This window comes from Afipia massiliensis, from assembly GCF_014203115.1.
Lineage (GTDB): Bacteria > Pseudomonadota > Alphaproteobacteria > Rhizobiales > Xanthobacteraceae > Afipia > Afipia massiliensis.
Window position 1 is genome coordinate 198,085 of sequence record NZ_JACHIJ010000002.1, and the last position, 19,519, is coordinate 217,603.

General features: G+C 60.8%; 16 protein-coding genes and 2 pseudogenes. 6 read left to right on the top strand and 12 right to left on the bottom strand.

Features of this window, described 5'->3' with window-relative positions; translation table 11 throughout:
- The first annotated feature begins 59 nt into the window (after nucleotides 1-59).
- Nucleotides 60-1,298 (top strand): lytic murein transglycosylase, encoded by a 1,239-nt coding sequence (locus tag HNQ36_RS05735; protein WP_184082976.1) that lies wholly within the window; start codon nucleotides 60-62, stop codon nucleotides 1,296-1,298.
- Nucleotides 1,299-1,309: 11 nt separating this feature from the next.
- Here the strand turns inward: HNQ36_RS05735 and recJ are convergent, their stop codons facing one another.
- The 7 genes from recJ to HNQ36_RS05770 all read right to left on the bottom strand — a co-directional run bounded on the left by recJ (nucleotide 1,310) and on the right by HNQ36_RS05770 (nucleotide 8,680).
- Nucleotides 1,310-3,151, bottom strand: coding sequence for a single-stranded-DNA-specific exonuclease RecJ (gene recJ, locus HNQ36_RS05740; RefSeq protein ID WP_184082977.1), 1,842 nt, complete (start codon nucleotides 3,149-3,151; stop codon nucleotides 1,310-1,312).
- A 57-nt stretch (nucleotides 3,152-3,208) separates the two neighbouring features.
- On the bottom strand, nucleotides 3,209-3,919 hold the full coding sequence (locus HNQ36_RS05745; protein WP_184082978.1) for a haloacid dehalogenase type II: 711 nt from the start codon (nucleotides 3,917-3,919) through the stop codon (nucleotides 3,209-3,211).
- 171 nt (nucleotides 3,920-4,090) lie between these two features.
- Nucleotides 4,091-4,540: a GNAT family N-acetyltransferase gene (locus HNQ36_RS05750; RefSeq protein WP_184082979.1), complete on the bottom strand. Its 450-nt coding sequence runs from the start codon at nucleotides 4,538-4,540 to the stop codon at nucleotides 4,091-4,093.
- 14 nt (nucleotides 4,541-4,554) lie between these two features.
- A complete protein-coding gene (gene glpX / locus HNQ36_RS05755) occupies nucleotides 4,555-5,553 on the bottom strand; it encodes a class II fructose-bisphosphatase (RefSeq protein WP_046826412.1) in 999 nt (332 codons plus the stop codon).
- 54 nt (nucleotides 5,554-5,607) lie between these two features.
- Complete coding sequence (locus HNQ36_RS05760) at nucleotides 5,608-6,930, bottom strand: homoserine dehydrogenase (protein WP_184082980.1); 1,323 nt, start codon at nucleotides 6,928-6,930, stop codon at nucleotides 5,608-5,610.
- Between the two features lie 24 nt (nucleotides 6,931-6,954).
- Nucleotides 6,955-8,172 (bottom strand): LL-diaminopimelate aminotransferase, encoded by a 1,218-nt coding sequence (locus HNQ36_RS05765; protein ID WP_024919170.1) that lies wholly within the window; start codon nucleotides 8,170-8,172, stop codon nucleotides 6,955-6,957.
- A gap of 220 nt (nucleotides 8,173-8,392) precedes the next feature.
- Nucleotides 8,393-8,680, bottom strand: coding sequence for a hypothetical protein (locus HNQ36_RS05770; protein WP_184082981.1), 288 nt, complete (start codon nucleotides 8,678-8,680; stop codon nucleotides 8,393-8,395).
- Between the two features lie 282 nt (nucleotides 8,681-8,962).
- Between HNQ36_RS05770 and HNQ36_RS05775 the strand changes: the two genes are divergently transcribed.
- Entirely contained in the window at nucleotides 8,963-10,780 is a 1,818-nt protein-coding gene (locus HNQ36_RS05775) for a PHA/PHB synthase family protein (RefSeq protein WP_184082982.1), read from the top strand.
- Between the two features lie 154 nt (nucleotides 10,781-10,934).
- Nucleotides 10,935-11,333: an MAPEG family protein gene (locus tag HNQ36_RS05780; protein WP_184082984.1), complete on the top strand. Its 399-nt coding sequence runs from the start codon at nucleotides 10,935-10,937 to the stop codon at nucleotides 11,331-11,333.
- An 81-nt stretch (nucleotides 11,334-11,414) separates the two neighbouring features.
- On the opposite strand, the gene argC is transcribed toward HNQ36_RS05780, so the two are convergent.
- The 4 genes from argC to HNQ36_RS05800 form a co-directional block, all read right to left on the bottom strand.
- Nucleotides 11,415-12,473, bottom strand: coding sequence for an N-acetyl-gamma-glutamyl-phosphate reductase (gene argC / locus HNQ36_RS05785; protein WP_184082986.1), 1,059 nt, complete (start codon nucleotides 12,471-12,473; stop codon nucleotides 11,415-11,417).
- Complete coding sequence (locus tag HNQ36_RS05790) at nucleotides 12,470-13,156, bottom strand: FMN-binding negative transcriptional regulator (RefSeq protein WP_184082988.1); 687 nt, start codon at nucleotides 13,154-13,156, stop codon at nucleotides 12,470-12,472. Before HNQ36_RS05790 ends, argC begins: the two co-directional genes overlap by 4 nt.
- 226 nt (nucleotides 13,157-13,382) lie before the next feature.
- Nucleotides 13,383-14,372 (bottom strand): MBL fold metallo-hydrolase, encoded by a 990-nt coding sequence (locus HNQ36_RS05795; protein ID WP_184082989.1) that lies wholly within the window; start codon nucleotides 14,370-14,372, stop codon nucleotides 13,383-13,385.
- Between the two features lie 169 nt (nucleotides 14,373-14,541).
- Nucleotides 14,542-15,060, bottom strand: a complete 519-nt coding sequence (locus HNQ36_RS05800) for a DedA family protein (protein ID WP_046826419.1) — start codon at nucleotides 15,058-15,060, stop codon at nucleotides 14,542-14,544.
- 173 nt (nucleotides 15,061-15,233) lie between these two features.
- Between HNQ36_RS05800 and parE the strand changes: the two genes are divergently transcribed.
- From parE to HNQ36_RS05815, 3 genes and pseudogenes are all read left to right on the top strand, one after another.
- Nucleotides 15,234-17,285 (top strand): DNA topoisomerase IV subunit B, encoded by a 2,052-nt coding sequence (parE, locus tag HNQ36_RS05805; RefSeq protein WP_184082990.1) that lies wholly within the window; start codon nucleotides 15,234-15,236, stop codon nucleotides 17,283-17,285.
- A 49-nt stretch (nucleotides 17,286-17,334) separates the two neighbouring features.
- Nucleotides 17,335-17,523, top strand: coding sequence for a hypothetical protein (locus HNQ36_RS05810; RefSeq protein WP_184082991.1), 189 nt, complete (start codon nucleotides 17,335-17,337; stop codon nucleotides 17,521-17,523).
- Nucleotides 17,524-17,583: 60 nt separating this feature from the next.
- A pseudogene (locus HNQ36_RS05815) lies at nucleotides 17,584-18,337 on the top strand (SDR family NAD(P)-dependent oxidoreductase).
- On the opposite strand, the pseudogene HNQ36_RS05820 reads toward HNQ36_RS05815, so the two are convergent.
- Nucleotides 18,338-19,511 (bottom strand): annotated as a pseudogene (locus tag HNQ36_RS05820) (FAD-dependent oxidoreductase). It lies immediately after the preceding pseudogene.
- Between the last annotated feature and the right edge of the window lie 8 nt (nucleotides 19,512-19,519).

Here is a 19,519-nt window from a genome sequence, read left to right on the forward strand (position 1 = left end):
ACAAATTCGCGGCAGATTGGCCTTTGGCCCATTCTGCAAAGCCACGCTAGACTGACCGCATGACACACAGAGATTCTCGGAATCCGACCTTCCTCACGCGACGAACGTTGCTGGGCTCCGCGCTTAGCGCAGGCGCGCTGTTTGCCAATCCGCTTCGCGCGCTCGCGAGCCCTCCCGGCTTCGATCAATGGCGCGAAGGATTTCGTGCCCGCGCCCTCGCGCGCGGCATTTCCGAAGGCACCTACATTCGCGTGCTGAGCCGCATCGAACCGGACATGAGCGTGTTCCAGAAGATGCGCAAGCAGCCCGAGTTCAACGAACAGCTCTGGCAATACATCAACCGCCGCGTCTCGGACTGGCGTCTGGCCGCGGGCAAGGTGGCGCTTCAGAAATACGGCACCCTGTTTGCACGGATCGAAAAGGATTTCGGCGTCGAACGCGGCACGCTGCTGGCGCTGTGGGGCGTCGAAACGGCTTATGGCGATCCGCTGGTACAGCAGAATCATATGCGGCCGGTGTTTCCCTCGCTGGCGGCGCTGGCGTGGAACGAGCCCCGCCGCAAGGCCTATTGGGAAACCGAACTCATCAACGCGCTACGCATTGTCGACAAGCATTGGAGCACGCCCGAGGAAATGCGCGGCTCATGGGCTGGCGCGATGGGCCACACCCAGTGGATGCCGGAAGTCTGGCTCAATGTCGGATTTGACTATGACGGCGACGGCCGCGTTTCGCCGTTTGGCCGCCCCGACGACGCGCTCGGCTCCAGCGCGCGGTATCTCGTGAACCGCGGCAAGTATCGACGCGGCGAACATTGGGGTTATGAGGTGAAGGGCGCGACCGCGTCGAAGAGCGGCAGCCAGTCCTACGCCAAATGGGCTGCCTCCGGCGTGACCCGCGCGGACGGTCAGCCGTTTCCGCGTCCCAATGATTCAGCGCAGCTCTGGGTACCAGTTCAAGGCGGACCATCGTTCCTGCTGGGACCGAATTTTTACGCCGTGAAGAGCTACAATCCGTCGATGAACTACGCGCTCGCCATCGTGCATCTCGGCGATCGCATTCAGGGCGGCGGGCCGTTCATCCAGCCCTTCCCCGGATCGGAACGCGCGCTCACGCTGGCCGAAATCCAGGAAGTCCAGACCCGCCTCACCAAGGCGGGGTTCGACACCGGTGGCACCGATGGCCGCGTCGGCAACGACACCATGAAAGCAGTCAGAGATTTCCAGACCAAGGCTGGATTGCTTCCTGCGGATGGTTATGCCGGATTGAAGGTGTTGGCGCGGCTGCGGCAGGGATCGTAGCGCTGCAGGCGCTAGCGAATAACGCTAGGCCCAAGGTCCGGCACGGCGACATCCGTCACCCGCATCTGTACGCGCTCGGAGCCCTGCCAGCGATCGACCGTCAACGATCCTGCGACATGCAGCATCTGGCCGCGATTTTCGATCAGCGCATTGCCGAGTTTCTGGCCGATGGAGCGGAACGCGATGCCGTTGACGAAAGACCCGTCACCGGACTTGAACCGCAATCGCAGATGCGCCTGCCCCACTTCATCTGCGAAAACCAGTTGATGCGACGGCAATGCGATCAGCGGTTCGGGATTGCCCGCACCATATGGTCCGGCGCGGTTCATGGTGTTGACGAAATCGGTCGTCACCGCGCGCGCGCTCACCGCGCCGTCGATAAACAGTTCATTCGCGTGCCGCGCATCGGCAACGGTCGCGGCCAGTGCGGTTTCAACGAAGGCCCGAAACTCCGCAAGGTTTTCCTTCTTCAGCGTCACGCCAGCGGCCATCGCATGGCCGCCGCCCTTCAGCAGAATTCCTTCGTTCACCGCCTCGCGCACCACCTTGCCGAGGTCGACGCCGGGAATGGAGCGCCCTGATCCGGTGCCGATGCCGCCTGGCTCCAGCGCAATGGCAAAAGCAGGCCGCGAAAACTTCTCCTTCAGGCGAGAGGCCACAAGGCCAACCACGCCCGGATGCCAGCCCTCGGACGCCGTGACGATCACCGAGCCCTTGTCGTCGAGCCCGAGCGACGCCAGCGCCTCGGCCTCGGCCTGCGCTTCGGCCATCTGTTCGATGACGCGGCGCTCGGTGTTGAGACGATCCAGTTCGGCGGCAATTCGGGCGGCTTCCGAAATGTCGCCTTCCAGCAGCAGCCGCACCCCCAGGTCAGCGCGCCCGATACGGCCGCCGGCATTGATGCGCGGCCCCAGCATGAACCCCAGATGCCACGCTTCAGGCGGACCGCTGAGCCGGGAAACATCCATCAACGCGGTGTGGCCGACGTGATCGCGGCGACGCAGCGCGATCAGACCTTTGGCGACGAAGGCGCGGTTGAGTCCAGTGAGAGAAGCCACGTCAGCGACGGTGCCGAGCGCGACGTGGTGGAGCACATCGAGCAGATTGGGTTCGGGCCGAACATCGCTCCAGAAGTTGCGCGCACGCAACTCGCGGTTCACCGCCACCAACGTAACGAACACAAGACCGACAGCGGCGAGATGCCCGAGGCCCGACAGATCGTCGAGCCGGTTCGGATTGACCAGCGCATCCACCACGGGAAGTTCATCACCGCACTGGTGATGATCGATCACGACCACGTCCATGCCGAGGCGCTTGGCTTCCGCAAGCGGCTCGATGCTTGTCGTACCGCAGTCCACCGTGACCAGCAGCGTCGCGCCCTTGTTGGCGAGACCTCGCACGGCTTCTACATTGGGACCGTAACCCTCGAAGATGCGGTCGGGAATATGGATCAGTGGATCGAGGCCGCAGTGACGCAAATGCCAGGTCAGCAGTGCCGCCGAGGTCGCACCGTCCACGTCATAGTCTCCGAAGATCGCGACCTTCTCGCCGCGCGTCGCCGCATCGGCAATGCGTTTCGCAGCGGCTTCCATTTCCGTTACCGTCAATGGATCCGGCAACAGTTTGCGGATGGTCGGATCGAGAAAGTCATCGACGGCATCGATGTCGATGCCGCGGCCCGCAATGATCCGCGCCAGCATTTCCGGCACCTGATAACGCTGCGCGATGGCAAGCGCCCTCGCCGCGCCGCGCGGGTCCAGCCGGTCGCGCCACACGCGGCCGGTCGCGGACCGGGTTACGCCAAGGAAAGCCGGGACCGACTCAGCAGGCAATGCGGATGCAGGGAGCGTCATGATGCCTTCCGCAGGTAAGCACGAAGCGTCGACGTTCAATGGTTCGCCGCGACGAGCTTAGCAGCCGAGCTTGTCGGCGAGATCGTTGAAATCCTTGACGACAAAATCCCAGTTTCCCTCAGCCTTGAAATCACGGTTCTGAAACGGACCATACTCCGTGATGCGCGGGACGAAAGCCGTTTTCAGGCCGAGTGCCTGTGCCGCCGCCAGATCGTTATTGTGAGCGGCGACCATCATCACCTGCTGAGGCGTCAGGCCGAGAATTTTCGCCGCTCCCAGATAGGCTTCGGGGTCGGGCTTGTAGTGGCGGAAGATCTCGGCACTCAGCACCAGATCCCACGGCAGGCCGGCGTGCTTCGCCATGTTGGTCAGGAGTGCGACGTTGCCGTTCGACAGCGGACTGATGATGAACTTCGTCTTCAGCCGCGTCAGGCCGCCGACGCTGTCCGGCCACGGGTTGAGGCTGTGCCAGCCTCGGGTGAGATAATCGAAATCGGCCGGTGTCAGACCGGTGATGCCGAGCTTTGCCGTGAGCGGCTCGATGGACTGCCGCTGCAGGTCGTCGAGGATCACGAAGCCCCGTTCCGGCTGTTTGCGAACCTCGTCCATGGACGGCATGTACGCGGCGCGCCAGCCATCGACCAGCGCTGTCCAATCGCCCTTGATGCCCTTCGCCTTGCCCCATGCGGTGAAATTATCGATCAGGCTGGTTCGCCAATCGACCACGGTCCCGAAGACATCGAACACCAGCGCCTTGATCTCGGACATCGAACTCCCCCTAGTGTCCTGAATCCGAAGTTCGCTTCATTTTGTAGCACGCTCCATAGCGAACTTCGGATTCAAAGGACACTAGAACTGCTAATTATTCTAGTGTGGTTTCGGTTCGCAAGTCCGCAAGCGACGCGCCGTAGACATGATGCGGACTTGCGAACCACCACACTAGAGAATCTTGCGGTATTGCATGAATCCGGACCGGTCGGCGACTTCATCGTACAGGATCTGCGCACGCGCATTCTCGAACTGCGTCAGCCAGTGCACCCTGCTCGCACCGGCGGCCTTCGCCTTCTCGTAGACGGCTTCGATCAGCTTGCGGCCAACACCGTGCCCGCGAGCGCCTTCGTTCACGAACAGGTCCTGCAGATAGCAGTAGTTGCCGACCGTCCAGCAGGAGCGGTGATAGAGGAAATGGACAATGCCGGTCATCTCTTCATCGACGAATGCGCCGAGCACGTACATAGGCTCCGCATCGTCGTGAAAGCGCTCCCACGTCACGGCAGTTGTCTCAGCCGGAACCGTGGCCTTGTAGAACTTGAGATAACCGGCCCACAAAGGCTCCCACGCTTCGCGCTCATCCACGCGAAGAGGCCGGATGACAACGCGCTCGGTCATGGATTATGTCCTGCTCAATCGAGGTGGAATTTCTCGAACTGGCGATGTTCGCCCTTGATGATGCGAACGGTGCCGGTCACCGAGCGCATCACGACGGTCTCGGTTTCGATGACGTTCTTGCGGAATTTGACGCCGGACAGCAGCGAGCCATCGGTGACGCCGGTTGCCGCGAACAGGCAATCGCCGCGCGCCATGTCCTCGATGCCGTAGATCATCTTGGGATCGGTCACACCCATCTTCAGAGCGCGCTCGCGCTTCTCGTCGGTATCGAGAATGAGACGGCACTGCATCTGGCCGCCGATGCAGCGCAGCGCGGCCGCAGCCAGCACGCCTTCCGGCGCGCCACCGGTGCCCATGTAGATGTCGACGCCGGTATTGTCCGGGTCTGCGGTGTGGATCACGCCCGCAACGTCGCCGTCGGTGATAAGACGAACCGCCGCGCCGGTGCTGCGGATAGCGTTGATGATGTCGGCGTGACGCGGACGGTCAAGCACGAGCGCCGTGATCGCTGACGGATGCACGTCCTTGGCGCGTGCAAGGCGACGAATGTTTTCGGCAGGCGATGCATCTAGTTCCACAACATGCTTCGGGTAGCCGGGACCGATGGCGATCTTCTGCATATAGACGTCCGGGGCATTCAGCAGCGTGCCGCCTTCCGCCATCGCCATGGTCGCAATCGCGCCCGGCATGTTCTTGGCGCACAGCGTGGTGCCTTCGAGCGGATCGACCGCGATATCGACTTCCGGACCGGCATCCGAGCCGACCTTTTCACCGATGAACAGCATCGGCGCTTCGTCGCGTTCGCCCTCGCCGATCACCACCGTGCCCTGAATTGGAATCTTGTTGAGCTCGCGCCGCATCGCGTCCACCGCCGCCTGGTCGGCGGCCTTCTCGTTGCCGTGGCCCCGGAGGCGCGCTGCGGACACTGCGGCACGCTCAGTCACGCGGACGATTTCGAGTGTGAGGATGCGTTCCAGCAGAAGCTGCGGCGGAACGGAAATCGTAACGGACATAGGCTAACTCCCAAGACAACAAACGTGGCGACGGACCCGGCTGACCGGACCCTATCAGTTCTTTTCGATGCGGATGACCTGCGGACGGCCGGTTATCACCCGATCTTGCTGGACGGCATGCAGGGCACGGCGCACCGCATCCTCAGTGGTGGCGTAGGTAATGAGGATGACAGGCACCGGCGATGGTTTGCCGCGCGTATTTGTCGGTTCGACTGTGCCATCAGGATGACGCTGCACGATCGATTCAATGGAAATTTTCTGCTCGGCGAGACGCGTCGCGATGGTCGCAGCCGTTCCGGCAAGGTCGCGCGCCATCAGGCGAATATAGTAGCCACCTTCATGACGCTTCATCGGCGCCTTGGTTGTGGTTTTTAGCTTCGCAATCGGCCGTCCGAACGGCGCAGCACGAATACCACGTGCGACATCCGCGATGTCGGCGAGCACCGCCGACGCGGTCGCTGCACCACCGGCGCCGGGGCCGACCAGCGTGATCGGCGGAAATCCCTCGCCGTCGATGGTGACCGCATTGGTCACATCCATGACCTGCGCAATCGAGGATGACTTCGGCACCATGGTCGGATGTACGCGCTGCTCGATTCCGGACTCGGTGCGCACCGCGACGCCAAGCAGCTTGACGCGATAACCGAGTTCCTCGGCCGCGCGCAGATCTTCCGGCGCAATCGATGAAATGCCTTCGACGTAAACCGCGCTCTGATTGACTTTGGTGCCGAACGCAAGGCTCGCGAGAATGGCGAGCTTCTGCGCGGTATCATGTCCATCGACGTCGAACGACGGATTGGCTTCGGCATAGCCGAGCCGCTGCGCATCCTTGAGGCATTCCGCGAACGACAATCCCTCGCGCTCCATCCGTGTCAGGATGTAATTGCAGGTGCCGTTGAGAATGCCGTAGACGCGATGAATGTCGGTGCCCGCGAGACCTTCGCGCAACGTCTTGATGACGGGAATTGCCGCGCCCACCGCGGCTTCGTAGTTGAGTGCGCCGCCGTGTTTTTCGGCCAGCGCAGCCAAGCGAGAACCGTGCTTGGCGATCAGCGCCTTGTTCGCGGTGACCACCGATTTGCCGTTCCGCAGAGCCGCTTCGATAGCCGACAACGCCGGTTCACCGGAACCGCCCATCAGTTCGACGAAGCAGTCGATCTTCGGATCGTTGGCGAGCGCCAGCGGGTTCTTCGCCCACTCGAGGCCGCGCAGATTGAGCCCGCGCTTCTTGGCTTTTGAACGCGCTGACACTGCGACAACCCGGACGCCACGGCCACACCGCGCCGACAAGACCCTGCTCTGACTTTCGATCAGGCGGACTACCTCGGCACCCACGGTGCCGAGGCCCGCGATACCCACCTTGAGTGGTGCGACCATTTTGCTGAAAACCTGCCGGAAAAATTACCGCCGATTGGCGAGCGGAACCACGTTGTGCAACGATTCAACGCCAGTTTCAAGGAAGCGCCGGATATTGCGGGCTGCCTGGCGAATGCGCTGCTCGTTTTCCACCATCGCGATGCGGACATAGCCCTCGCCATGCTCGCCGAAGGCGACGCCGGGCGACACAACGACACCGGATTTTTCCACCATGAGTGTGGCGAACTGCATGCTGCCGACTTCGCGGAACTTCTCCGGCAGCGGCGCCCAGGCGAACATTGACGCAGCCGGCGGCGGAATATCCCAGCCCGCGCGGCCAAAGGTTTCCACCAGCACGTCGCGGCGCTTGCGGTAGGTGTCACGCATTTCCTTGATGCAATCCTGCGGACCATTCAGCGCAGCCGTGGCGGCGACCTGAACCGGTGTGAACGCACCGTAGTCGAGGTATGATTTGACGCGGGTCAGCGCAGCGATGATCCGCTCATTGCCCACCGCAAAGCCCATGCGCCAGCCGGCCATCGAGAACGTCTTCGACATCGACGTGAATTCGACCGTGACATCGATTGCACCCGGCACCTGCAAAACGGATGGCGGCGGCACGCCGTCGAAATAAAGCTCCGCATAGGCCAGATCGGACAGAATAAATATCTCGTGCTTCTTCGCGAACGCGACGAGGTCCTTGTAGAAATCAAGTGAGGCGACATAAGCCGTCGGGTTCGACGGATAACACGCGATCATCGCAATCGGCTTGGGGATCGAGTGAATAATCGCCTTCTCGAGCGCGCTGAACAGTTCTGGAGTCGGCTCGGCAGGAACAGAGCGAACCACGCCGCCCGCCATCAGGAAGCCGAAGGCGTGGATCGGATAGCTCGGGTTCGGCACCAGCACCACGTCACCGGGCGACGTGATCGCCTGCGCAACGTTGGCGAAGCCTTCCTTGGAACCGAGTGTCGCAACGACCTGGGTTTCCGGATTGAGTTTCACGCCGAAACGGCGCTCGTAATAGGCAGCCTGCGCACGACGCAGGCCTGTGATGCCCTTCGACGCGGAATAACGGTCGGTGCGCGGCTTGCCGAGGGTCTCCTTGAGCTTCTCGATCACATGCGGCGGTGTCGGCAGGTCCGGATTTCCCATCCCGAGATCGATGATGTCGGCCCCGGCGTTCCGCGCGGCCGCCTTGGCCCGATTGACTTGCTCGAACACGTAAGGCGGCAGACGGCGGATACGGTAAAACTCTTCCATGGGTCGGGCTCCGAAGGCCGGTAAAACCGGCGGTAACAGACGAGATCAGTAACGTGTTTTGCACCGAAGTGGAATTCGGCACGTTGGCTAGAAGGTGCGGAATTTCAGCATATTACGCGGATTCGGACGCAATGCGGGAGGACCCGCACCAGAATTTGCATTTTTGCGATTGAATCGTGGTCTTTTTAGCACCACCGGGGGTTGCGGCGAAGCGCAAATCTCAGTTGGTGCGGCGCTGGGCGGCTTTGGCGCCGGAGGCCTGCCGATCGCGGGCCGCGAGCAAATCCTTCTCCAGCCTGTCCTGCTGGGCCTGATCCAGCACCGTTTCCTGACGGGGCGCCGGCAGGTCATGGACGGGCAAATACTCTGCCGGGGTTGCAGGCCGCGCTGGCGTATTTGCAGGCAGCCCGACCAAGGGTGCGTCAGCGATCGTGGACGCGCAACCGCCGAGCGCAACGCCCAGCAGCAGCAAGCCGGCCCAAGCCGGCGACTGCCGAACCCGCTGCATTTGACGTCGCACGGAAATACTTACGTCCTCTGGTTTCGATCGGCACGATTCCTGCTCCGTGGATGGGCAGGCGATGCGAACTTATCATCGGCGGAGAGCGTTAACCCCGGATAATCGTTGCCGCTGAGCAGACAGTGTTCATGAGGCTCTAATGTGACCGAAGTATTAATCATGCCGCAACGCAGCACATGCAAATCAGCAAGCCGATCCGAACTATGCCATGATGATCGTGCGAACTCACAAAGTTCGTGGCTGATCGAAACGAAAGTTCAGAAGTAAGCGATGAGTGACACCCTGCTAAGCACCAAGACCGGCGAGAATGGCTCCACGAAAAGCTTCGATCCGGAGGCATTCTCGGCAAATCTTGCGCGCGCTCTTGAATCAAGCGGTCGCGCCCTCTCCGCCTATCTGAAGCCGCGTGAAAACGGTGAGGAAAAGGGCCGGCCACCCGGCGAACTCAACGAAGTGGTGAAGACGTTTACGTCGGTCGCCGAGTACTGGCTTTCCGACAAGGATCGTGCCGCCGACGTGCAGAAGAAGTTCGGCAAGGCCTATCTGGACTTGCTGACCAGCGCCGCGCGCCGTCTGTCGGGCGAGGCAACGACACCCGCAGCCGAACCGTCGCCGCGCGACAAGCGTTTCCATGATCCTGAATGGAAGACCAATCAGTTTTTTGATTTCATGATGCAGGCCTATCTGCTCACCACGCAGTGCGCGAACGACCTCGTCAAGAATGCCGACGGCCTCGATCCGCATACCCGCAAGAAAGCGGAGTTCTACGTTCAGCAGGTCACCAACGCGATTTCGCCGTCCAACTTTGTGCTGACCAATCCGGAAGTGCTGCGGCAAACGCTGGCAAGCAATGCCGATAACCTCGTTCGCGGCATGACGATGCTTGCGGAAGACATCGAGGCCGGACACGGCACGCTCAAGATCCGTCAGTCCGCTGGCAACCTCGAAGTCGGCCGCGATGTCGCGCTGACACCGGGCAAGGTCATCTACCAGAATGCGATCATGCAACTCATTCAATATTCGCCGGCGACGGAAACCGTCCTGCGCACGCCATTGCTGGTCGTGCCGCCGTGGATCAACAAGTTCTACATTCTCGATCTCAACAGGCAGAAGTCATTCGTCCAATGGTGCGTCAATCAGGGCATCACGGTGTTCCTGATCTCATGGGTCAACCCCGACAAAACGCTCGGCGGCAAGACCTTCGAAGATTACATGCGCGAAGGCCCGCTGACGGCGATGGACGTCATCGAAAAGGCCACGGGCGAGATGCGCGTTCACACCATAGGCTACTGCGTGGGCGGCACGCTGCTGGCGACGACGCTGGCGTGGCTCGCGGAGAAGCGCCAGGTCCGCGTGACCTCAGCAACGTTCCTCGCCGCCCAGGTCGATTTCACCCATGCCGGCGACCTGCTTGTATTCGTCGACGAGAGCCAGATTTCGAATCTTGAACGCGACATGAAACAAACCGGCGTGCTCGAAGGCAGCAAGATGGCGATGGCCTTCAACATGCTGCGTTCGAACGACCTGATCTGGTCGTACGTCGTCAGCAATTATCTCAAGGGCAAGGAGCCGGCGGCATTCGACCTGCTGCACTGGAATTCGGACGCTACCCGGATGCCGGCGGCGAACCATTCCTACTACCTGCGCAATTGCTATCTCGAGAACCGGCTGTCCACTGGCACCATGGCGATCGACAACACCCAACTCGATCTCTCCAAGGTGAAAGTGCCGATCTACAATCTCGCCACCAAGGAAGATCACATCGCGCCAGCTGAATCCGTGCTCTATGGCTCGCAGTTCTTCGGCGGCCCGGTCAAATACGTACTGGCCGGATCGGGCCACATTGCAGGCGTGGTCAATCCGCCGGAGCTGGAAAAATACCAGTACTGGACCAATGACCGCACCGGTGACATCACGCTCGCCGACTGGGTCAAGGATGCGCAGGAGCACAAAGGCTCATGGTGGCCGGACTGGCGCTCGTGGGTCGAGTCGATCGACGCCGAACAGGTGCCCGCACGCATTCCCGGCACCGGACCTCTGGAAGCCATCGAAGACGCGCCGGGAAGCTATGTCCGGGTCCGCGCCTGAGAATAACACCTGCCCGACATTGGCCTCGCATCGTCAATCGTCTATGACTTCACACGTTATTGCTTCGTCGACTCGCCCCGTCCCATGACGGGACGGTGAAGGCATTTCCACCCGCCTCCGGGCAGGCCTTGCAAGATTGGAAGGAAAAACGTCGATGACACGTGAACTGTTCTGGCTGACGCTGACCGTTATTTTCACAGGCTTGCTCTGGGTGCCCTACATTCTCAATCGCTGCCAGGTGCGCGGCCTTAGCGGCACCCTGGCGAACCCGTCGCGCAACGACAAGCCACAGGCCGAATGGGCCAACCGCCTGATGTTTGCCCATGACAACGCCGTCGAAAATCTTGTGATCTTCGCGCCGCTGGTCCTGATCCTCAATGCGGTCGACTATTCGACCAAATGGACCGTGCTTGCCTGCGCCGTTTACTTCTGGTCCCGCGTTGCGCATCTGATTGTTTACACGATCGGTGTTCCTGTCCTGCGCACACTCGCCTTCACCGTCGGATTTATCGCACAGGCCGTTCTCGCGCTGGCGATTTTCAAGATCCTCTGATCGCGCGACATCGCCGGTCAAACAAAAAGGGACGGCTGATCGCCGTCCCTTTTTTCTTTCGTATGTCCGCTATGTGATGTCTTACGGGAACATCGGCGGCTGGTCGATGCCCACCGTCTCCGGAAAGCCAAGCACCAGATTCATGTTCTGCACGGCCTGGCCCGAGGCACCCTTGGTAAGGTTGTCGAGCGTCGAGATGATGATCGCCCGGCCAGCGATACGGTCAGCAGCCACACCGATGAACGTCATGTTCGAGCCGCGCACATGCCGCGAATGCGGTGTCTTGCCGAACGGCAGGACGTGAACGAACGGTTCCTTCTCGTATTGCTTGACCAAAATCTCGTGAAGATCCTGTGCAATCTTCCCTCGCCGGCCCCGCACGTAGATGGTCGAGAAGATGCCGCGGTTCATGGGAAGAAGATGCGGCGTAAATGACACGACGACATCCTTGCCGGCAGCCTTTGAGAACTCCTGATCGAGTTCGGCCATATGCCGATGCTGGCCGACGCCATAGGCATTGAAGCCCTCGGAAACTTCCGAGAACAGCATCTCCTCTTTCGCCGAACGCCCAGCTCCGGTCATGCCCGACTTGGCGTCGATGACGATTTCGTCCGGCTCGATCGCCTTGGCCTTCAGCAACGGGATCAGCGGCAACTGTGCGCAGGTCGTGTAGCAACCGGGATTGGCAACCAGCCGCGCCCTCTTGATGTCGCGCCGATAGATTTCCGCCAGCCCGTAGACGGCCTCCTTCTGCAGGTCGAGCGCGTAATGCTCGTGGCCATACCACTTGGCGTAGGCCGCAGGATCTTCCAGCCGGAAGTCCGCCGACAGATCGACGATCTTGATGTCAGGGTCCTTGGCAAAAACGTCCTTCAACACCTTCTGCGTGGTGGCGTGCGGCAGCGCGCAGAACACCAGATCGAGCCCGGCGTTGGCCCAGTCGACCTCGTCGATCGTCACCAAGCGCGGAAGATCGTATGGCGCGAATTGCGGGAACACGTCGCCCATCATCTGCCCGGCACGCCGGTCGGCAGTCAGCACAGCGATTTCCACTCGGGGATGGCGCAGCAACAGCCGCACGAGCTCCGCCCCGGTGTAGCCGGAGGCGCCAAGGATGCCGATCTTCTTCTTCGTGCTCATGGCGCGATCCCTTCGTGCACAGTGCTCAACATTTCGTTTTCTTCAATGGCAACAAAAGCCTGCGGGCGCGCGGCGCGCATCGCAGCCGACAGTGTTTGTGCGCCCGCCGACTTCTGTAAGGCCAAAGCGCCGGTCACCGCAACATGGTCCGCATCCGATTTGTGCTGGTTCAGCTTGAAGCTGCCCTCAATCTCCTCGACGGTCATGACCAATCCCACGATCGCTTTCATCATCGCCTCGCGACGGCCTGCCGACATCTTGTCCATCGTCCAGGGCCGCTTCGGCGCAAGGTCGCTTTCGAACCGGGCACTGGCCTGGTTCAGGTGATCAGGCAGTTGTTGTCCTGTCATCACCCGAACCGGACCCGTCATGTGAACCGTCTGATAGAGCCATGTCGGCACCTGATCGGGCGAAACGTACCAATCCGGTGACACATACGCATCCGCATCGCTTACGGCGAACAGCCACGGCGTCACGCCGTCGGCGTGGCCGATAAGGGGATTGTGACGAGCAAGATGAAAGCAAAGCAGCGGCGTCCCATCGCTTGCATACTCGATGTGGAACGGCACCGGAGACGCGACCGGCTTTTGGCCGTCGTGAGCGCAGGCCAGCCCAAATCCACGCGCGGAAGCAAACGCGAGGCAAGCAGCTCGATCAACTCGGAAGGCGGGCGGAACGTACATTGCAAACTCCTGCTTCAGCGAGGAGCCGCCTGAGATCAAACCGCGTGTTTTGGGAGTAAAGCATGCCGCGGACCGTCTCCGGCGGCACGAAAGGTGATCTTAAACGCGATCAACCGCCCATACCGCGAGAATGCGGCGGCGGCGGGCAGCGATGATGGTTGCGTTCAAAGTCATGGGCGCGGATATAAATCCGCGCCCAATTCCCGTCAAGTCGTGTTCCGTCGGCTCAGATGGACGGATTCCAGGGTGCCGGCACCCAGCGATACCCGGTGCCATCCTTCTCGATGTTGGCGAGTCCCGGGAACGGGTAATGGAAGCCCTGCACGCGCATCCTGTCCGCCGCGAGCATGTCATAGACCTTGCGACGCGTCTTTTCCGCCTGAGGTCCGTCCTGATCGAACGACGCCTGCCAGCCGGGATTTCGCACGAAAATATCCGGAATGTTGGTGACATCAGACTGGACGAACACCTTGTCGGCGCCAGAAGACAGCACGTACGACGTGTGGCCGGGGGTATGGCCAATGGTTTCGACCGCAAGCAGTCCCGGCGCGATATCCTTGCCCCACTCATAGGGCGTGACTTTCTTCTTCAGCCCTGCCTCAAAGACGCGACGGTTGTTCTTGAACAGGCCTTCCATGCGGCCAGCAGGAGCGCGGCTCATCTCGCCATCGTCCATCCAATATTTCCATTCGACCGCCGGCACGAGAACCTCTGCGTTCGTAAATGCCGGCTGACCGTCAGCAGTCAGCAATCCGTTCACGTGGTCGCCATGGAAATGTGAAATCACAACCATGTCGATCGCCTTGGAATCGATCCCTGCGGCGGCAAGGTTGCTGGCAAACTGTCCCGCAGCGCCTTTGCTGCTGGCGAAGGTTGCAGGTCCGTTGCCCGTATCGATGACGATGAGTTTGCCGCCGGTGTTGATGACAAGCGGTCCGAAATACACCGTTACGGAGTCGCGTGGCCGAAATGCTTTTTCGAGCGAGGCGTTCACTTCCTCTTTCTTCGCATTCGTCACAAAATTTTCGGCCAGCGGAAATGTGGCGGCCCCGTCCGAAACCACGGTCACTTCGGCGTCGCCGACCTTGTAACGATAGAAGCTCGCGTTCTGCTTGCCGGCAACGGGTGCCGCCGCCTTAACAGGAAGTACGGGTAACAAAGGGGTGGCCGCGAGAGCAGCAGCACTGGTCAGCGCGTGACGTCGTGTGAGATCCATCGTGTTTCTCCCGGTTTGTGAAATTCAAATGCCGCTGTTTTTCGCGGTCCTTCACATGCCGCCCTGTTGCAAACCATTCGCAGCACGCCCACGCACGACAACCGGCGCGTCAGTTTAACACCACTTCGCGACAGCTATTCCCGATCACAAACAGTTTGAAATGGCCCGGTCACATGAGCAGTTTGACGCCGAGCATGCCTGGCGCCATCAACAGGCCAGCCCACAGGAATGCGGAGGCGAAGTTCGCAAACTGGAAGTGCCAGTACTCCATTTCGACAATGCCCGCGACGAGCGGCACGGTCGCGCGCAACGGCCCGGAAAAGCGGCCGATAAAAATGCCAAGCACACCCCACTTTTGCATAAACCGTTCCGCGCGCGGCAGCATGTCGGGAAAACTCGACATCGGCCACATGTGAGCTATTCGGTCGTGAAACCTGACCCCGATCCAGTAGGAGACCCAGTCCCCCATCGCCGCACCGAGCCCGCCCGCAATCCACACCGGCCAGAAGCTGATGCCGCTGACGCCGATCAGTGCGCCGATCGATACCAGTGCGCCCCACGCCGGAATGACCAGCGAAAGAAACGCGAGAGATTCCGCGAACGCGAGCGCGAACACGACGGGCACGGCCCACATCTGATGGTCGCGGACAAATTCGGCGATCCCGCGAGTCATTTCCTCGAACGTCATGCAATGTCCCAATCCCGACTTTTATCGAATCTGCCGGTTCCCCTTAATTCCAAGTACCACGACTGGAACTGCCTTGTTCGGGAACCGCCTGCGTCACATTTACCGCCCCAACCGTGGCATAGTAACAGCCAGCGATTCGTCCCCTGATCACGATCTATCAAGATTTAAGAGATATGCGGAAGCCTTTGAAAAAGAAAGATAAAACAGACACCGATCTGTTCGCCTCATCGGACCGGAAGCCCCGTGCGGCCGCAAAAGCCACCGCCAAGCCATCAGGCGCGGAGGCTGGCTATACCGCGCGCGACATCGAGGTGCTCGAGGGTCTGGAGCCGGTACGCCGTCGCCCCGGCATGTATATCGGCGGTACCGACGAGAAGGCGCTGCATCACCTATTCGCGGAAGTCATCGACAACTCGATGGACGAGGCGCTGGCCGGTCACGCGACTTTCATCGAGGTGCATCTCGGGGCCGACGGTTACCTCACTGTCGTCGACAACGGGCGTGGCATTCCGGTCGACCCGCATCCGAAATTCCCGAAGAAGTCCGCTCTCGAAATCATCATGTGCACGCTGCATGCGGGCGGTAAGTTCGACTCCAAGGTCTACGAGACCTCGGGCGGTCTGCATGGCGTCGGTGTATCGGTCGTGAACGCCCTCTCCTCGCAGCTCGTGGTCGAAGTCGCGCGCAATCAGCAGCTCTACAAGATGACCTTCGAGCGCGGAAAGCCGAAGGGCAAGCTCGAAGAACTCGGCAAGATCAACAATCGCCGCGGCACCAGCATCCGCTTCAAGCCCGATACCGACATTTTCGGCGTGAAGGCTGTGTTCAAACCGCAGCGCCTGTTCAAGATGGCTCGCTCGAAAGCCTATCTGTTCGGCGGCGTCGAAATCCGCTGGCGTTGCGACAAGGAATTGCTCAAGGGCGTCGATGACGTGCCGGCGGAAGACACCTTCCATTTCCCCGGCGGCTTGAAAGACTATCTGGCGGCAGCGATCCACGCGGACACACTGGTGCACCCGGATATTTTCTCCGGCAAGTCCGGGCGCAACGGCGCACACGGCGCTTGCGAATGGGCGGTCGCATGGACCGCGGACGCGGACGGCTTCCTGTCGTCCTACACCAACACGGTTCCAACGCCGGATGGCGGCACACACGAAGCAGGTTTCCGCAGCGCCCTGCTGCGTGGCTTGAAGGATTACGCAGAGCGCATCGGTCAGGGCAAGAAGGGCTCGTCGATCACGTCCGAAGACGTGATGGTTGGCGCAGCCGCCATGCTCTCGGTGTTCGTGCGCGAACCCGAATTTCAGGGCCAGACCAAGGACCGTCTGGCAACCGCCGAAGCGCAGAAGATTGTCGAACAGGCCATCAAGGACCCATTCGATCACTGGCTGACGGGCAATCCCCTGCAGGCCAACAAGCTGCTGGAATTTGTGGTGGAGCGAGCCGACGAGCGGCTGCGCCGCCGCGCCGAGAAGGAAACCTCGCGCAAGACCGCAGTGAAGAAGCTGCGGTTGCCCGGCAAGCTCGCCGACTGCACCAACAGCGCAACGGAAGGCTCCGAACTCTTCATCGTCGAAGGTGACTCGGCAGGCGGCAGCGCCAAGCAGGCACGCGACCGCAAGACGCAGGCGATCCTGCCGCTGCGCGGAAAGATCCTCAACGTCGCTTCGGCAACCAAGGACAAGCTGACCTCGAACGCGCAGCTTGCCGATCTGATTCAGGCCATCGGAGCCGGGATCGGTGCACAATATCGCGAAGAGGATTTGCGCTACTCACGCATCATCATCATGACCGACGCGGACGTGGATGGCGCGCACATCGCCTCGCTGTTGATCACGTTCTTCTACCGACAGATGCCGCGCCTGATCGACGAAGGTCATCTCTATCTCGCCGTGCCCCCGCTCTATCGTCTCACGCACGGCTCCAAGACGGTCTATGCCCGCGACGAAGCGCATCGCGATGAACTCCTGAAAAGGGAGTTTCACGCCAACGCCAAGGTCGATATCGGCCGCTTCAAAGGCCTCGGCGAGATGATGCCGGCGCAGTTGAAGGAAACCACGATGGACCCGACGAAGCGCTCCATGCTGCGCGTGGTGCTGCTGCCGGACGACCGCGAAGGCACTGCGGATTCGGTCGAGCGCCTGATGGGCACCAAGGCCGAAGCACGATTCGCCTTCATTTCCGACAAGGCGGAGTTCGCCAGCGAGGATCTGCTGGACGTGTAAACCGCCATGCGCGGATGAAACCAATTCAGGAACGAGGCGTAGTGTTCATATGCGAACACTCTTCCTCACCATCGGCGCATTCGCGATAGTCATCGGTCTGCTCTGGATCGGCCAAGGCACGGGCTATGTGAACTGGCCGCAGTCCAGCTTCATGATCAGCCAGATCCAATGGGCGTACTACGGCATGGCACTGAGCCTCGTCGGAGTGCTCATGATGACGTTCGCGCGAGGCCGCTAGGCGATATGGCCTCGATATGATTTGATCTCCGCGAGCGGCGAAGACCGCAACGGAGACAACATGCAAACAACGCCCTTCGATCTGACCGGCAAGGTCGCCATCGTCACCGGCGGCAATGGCGGCATCGGCCTCGGCATGGCCCGCGGTCTTGCCCGTGCAGGCGCAAGCATCGTCATTGCCGGGCGCAACAAGGCGAAATCCGAAGACGCTGTTCGTGACATCGAAATGCTCGGCGCAAAGGCGCTGGCGGTCACGGTCGATGTGACTGACAAAGTATCCGTCGCAGACATGGTCGAAACCACGTTGAAGCAGCTGGGTCGTCTCGACATTCTCATCAACAATGCGGGAACGAGCGTCCGCCATCCCGCTCACATGCTTAGCCTCGAGGATTGGCACACGGTTATCGACACCAACCTGCTCAAAAGCCGCCTATCCGGCGATGAAAGAAGCCGGTGGCGGCAAGATCATCAACATCGGCTCAATGATGTCGATTTTCGGCGCGAGCTTCGCGCCCGCTTATGCCGCCAGCAAAGGCGGCATCGTGCAGTTCACCAAGTCCATCGCGTTGTCGTGGGCGGCCGATAACATTCAGGCCAATGCGATCCTGCCCGGCTGGATCGACACCGCCCTTACCCGAACCGCGCGCGAGCAGATTCCGGGGCTCAACGAGAATGTGCTGAACCGCACGCCGGCGAAACGCTGGGGCAACATCGACGATCTCGCGGGCGCCGCGGTATTTCTCGCGTCGTCCGCGTCCGATTTCGTCACCGGCACGGCGATTCCCGTGGATGGCGGCTATTCCACACAAGGATGATCATGTCTTCTCGGGAGAGCGGACGTGTTCCGGTCGAACACCGATGCCGAACAAGCGGGCTGTGAGCCCCTGTAGCCACGGCAGTGCATTGATCACGCGGACGACGAACGGTGGCTTTAGATCTTCACCGGACAGTGCGCGATTAATAATGCGATCCTGAACGACGGTTTGCATGACCTGCGTCACCTGCGTCGGAAACAGACGACGTTGCTGAACGTCTTCGAGGTCGTCCAGCGATGGCTCCCCGGCCCCAAATTTGTCGAACAGGATGTTTGCGGCCGCGACCGCATCCTGAACCGCAAGATTGACGCCGACGCCCCCGACCGGAGACATCGCATGTGCAGCGTCGCCAATACAGAGCAGTCCCGGTAACGCCCATTGCGTCAGCCGATCGATCCGAACTGTGAGCTGCTTGACGTCATCCCAGCTGTTTACGTCGCCGATCTGATCGCGCAAAATCGGCACCAGCGATGCGACATTCTCAGTAGTCATCACGATCGATGGTCACCATCATCTGCCCGCGCTGCAGGCGCGCGAATATGCCGTCGCTGTCGGTCTTTTGCTTTCCGACGCGAAACCAGAGCACATCGATCGGCGCACCAATGTCTTCGATCTGGAGGCCTGCCTGCTCCCGCAGGATCGAATGACGGCCATCGCAAGCCACCGTCAGGTCAGCCGAAATATGAAGCGGCCCTTGCGGCGTGGCAGCAACGACGCCGGTTATCCGCTCGCTGTCCCTGACCAGTTCCGTTGCCTCGGTGGACTTCATGATCTGAAGACTTGGAAACCGCGCGCCTTTGGTTTCAAGAAAATTGAGAAAGTCCCATTGCGGCATGAGCGCAATGAACGGACACTGGGTTTTTAGTCGCGACAGGTCAGCAATCCGGATCGGCGTCGCGCCGAACAGGCCTTGCATGTGGGTCAATTGCTGATGCGGGATCTTCAGGAAATCGTCGAGCAGACCCAACTCCTGCATCACCTGCATGGTCGAGGGATGAACCGTGTCGCCGCGAAAATCGCGGAAGAAGTCGGCGTGCTTCTCCAAAACGACGGTTCTGATTCCGGAGCGGCCGAGCAGATAGCCAAGCATCATGCCCGCAGGCCCGCCGCCTACAATGCAACATTGCACCGAGAGGGATCGCCCGGCAGATTCGCTCGCACTCTCGAAGGACATCGGACGTT

What these genes read in the sequence shown, in the direction of transcription:
- recJ (WP_184082977.1), bottom strand. Translation starts at nt 3,151, where the DNA reads ATGACGCTCCCTGCATCCGCATTGCCTGCTGAGTCGGTCCCGGCTTTC.
- parE (WP_184082990.1), top strand. Translation starts at nt 15,234, where the DNA reads ATGCGGAAGCCTTTGAAAAAGAAAGATAAAACAGACACCGATCTGTTC.
- HNQ36_RS05735 (WP_184082976.1), top strand. Translation starts at nt 60, where the DNA reads ATGACACACAGAGATTCTCGGAATCCGACCTTCCTCACGCGACGAACG.
- HNQ36_RS05810 (WP_184082991.1), top strand. Translation starts at nt 17,335, where the DNA reads ATGCGAACACTCTTCCTCACCATCGGCGCATTCGCGATAGTCATCGGT.
- HNQ36_RS05760 (WP_184082980.1), bottom strand. Translation starts at nt 6,930, where the DNA reads ATGGTCGCACCACTCAAGGTGGGTATCGCGGGCCTCGGCACCGTGGGT.
- HNQ36_RS05795 (WP_184082989.1), bottom strand. Translation starts at nt 14,372, where the DNA reads ATGGATCTCACACGACGTCACGCGCTGACCAGTGCTGCTGCTCTCGCG.
- HNQ36_RS05770 (WP_184082981.1), bottom strand. Translation starts at nt 8,680, where the DNA reads ATGCAGCGGGTTCGGCAGTCGCCGGCTTGGGCCGGCTTGCTGCTGCTG.
- HNQ36_RS05765 (WP_024919170.1), bottom strand. Translation starts at nt 8,172, where the DNA reads ATGGAAGAGTTTTACCGTATCCGCCGTCTGCCGCCTTACGTGTTCGAG.
- HNQ36_RS05790 (WP_184082988.1), bottom strand. Translation starts at nt 13,156, where the DNA reads ATGTACGTTCCGCCCGCCTTCCGAGTTGATCGAGCTGCTTGCCTCGCG.
- argC (WP_184082986.1), bottom strand. Translation starts at nt 12,473, where the DNA reads ATGAGCACGAAGAAGAAGATCGGCATCCTTGGCGCCTCCGGCTACACC.
- HNQ36_RS05750 (WP_184082979.1), bottom strand. Translation starts at nt 4,540, where the DNA reads ATGACCGAGCGCGTTGTCATCCGGCCTCTTCGCGTGGATGAGCGCGAA.
- glpX (WP_046826412.1), bottom strand. Translation starts at nt 5,553, where the DNA reads ATGTCCGTTACGATTTCCGTTCCGCCGCAGCTTCTGCTGGAACGCATC.
- HNQ36_RS05775 (WP_184082982.1), top strand. Translation starts at nt 8,963, where the DNA reads ATGAGTGACACCCTGCTAAGCACCAAGACCGGCGAGAATGGCTCCACG.
- HNQ36_RS05800 (WP_046826419.1), bottom strand. Translation starts at nt 15,060, where the DNA reads ATGACGTTCGAGGAAATGACTCGCGGGATCGCCGAATTTGTCCGCGAC.
- HNQ36_RS05780 (WP_184082984.1), top strand. Translation starts at nt 10,935, where the DNA reads ATGACACGTGAACTGTTCTGGCTGACGCTGACCGTTATTTTCACAGGC.
- HNQ36_RS05745 (WP_184082978.1), bottom strand. Translation starts at nt 3,919, where the DNA reads ATGTCCGAGATCAAGGCGCTGGTGTTCGATGTCTTCGGGACCGTGGTC.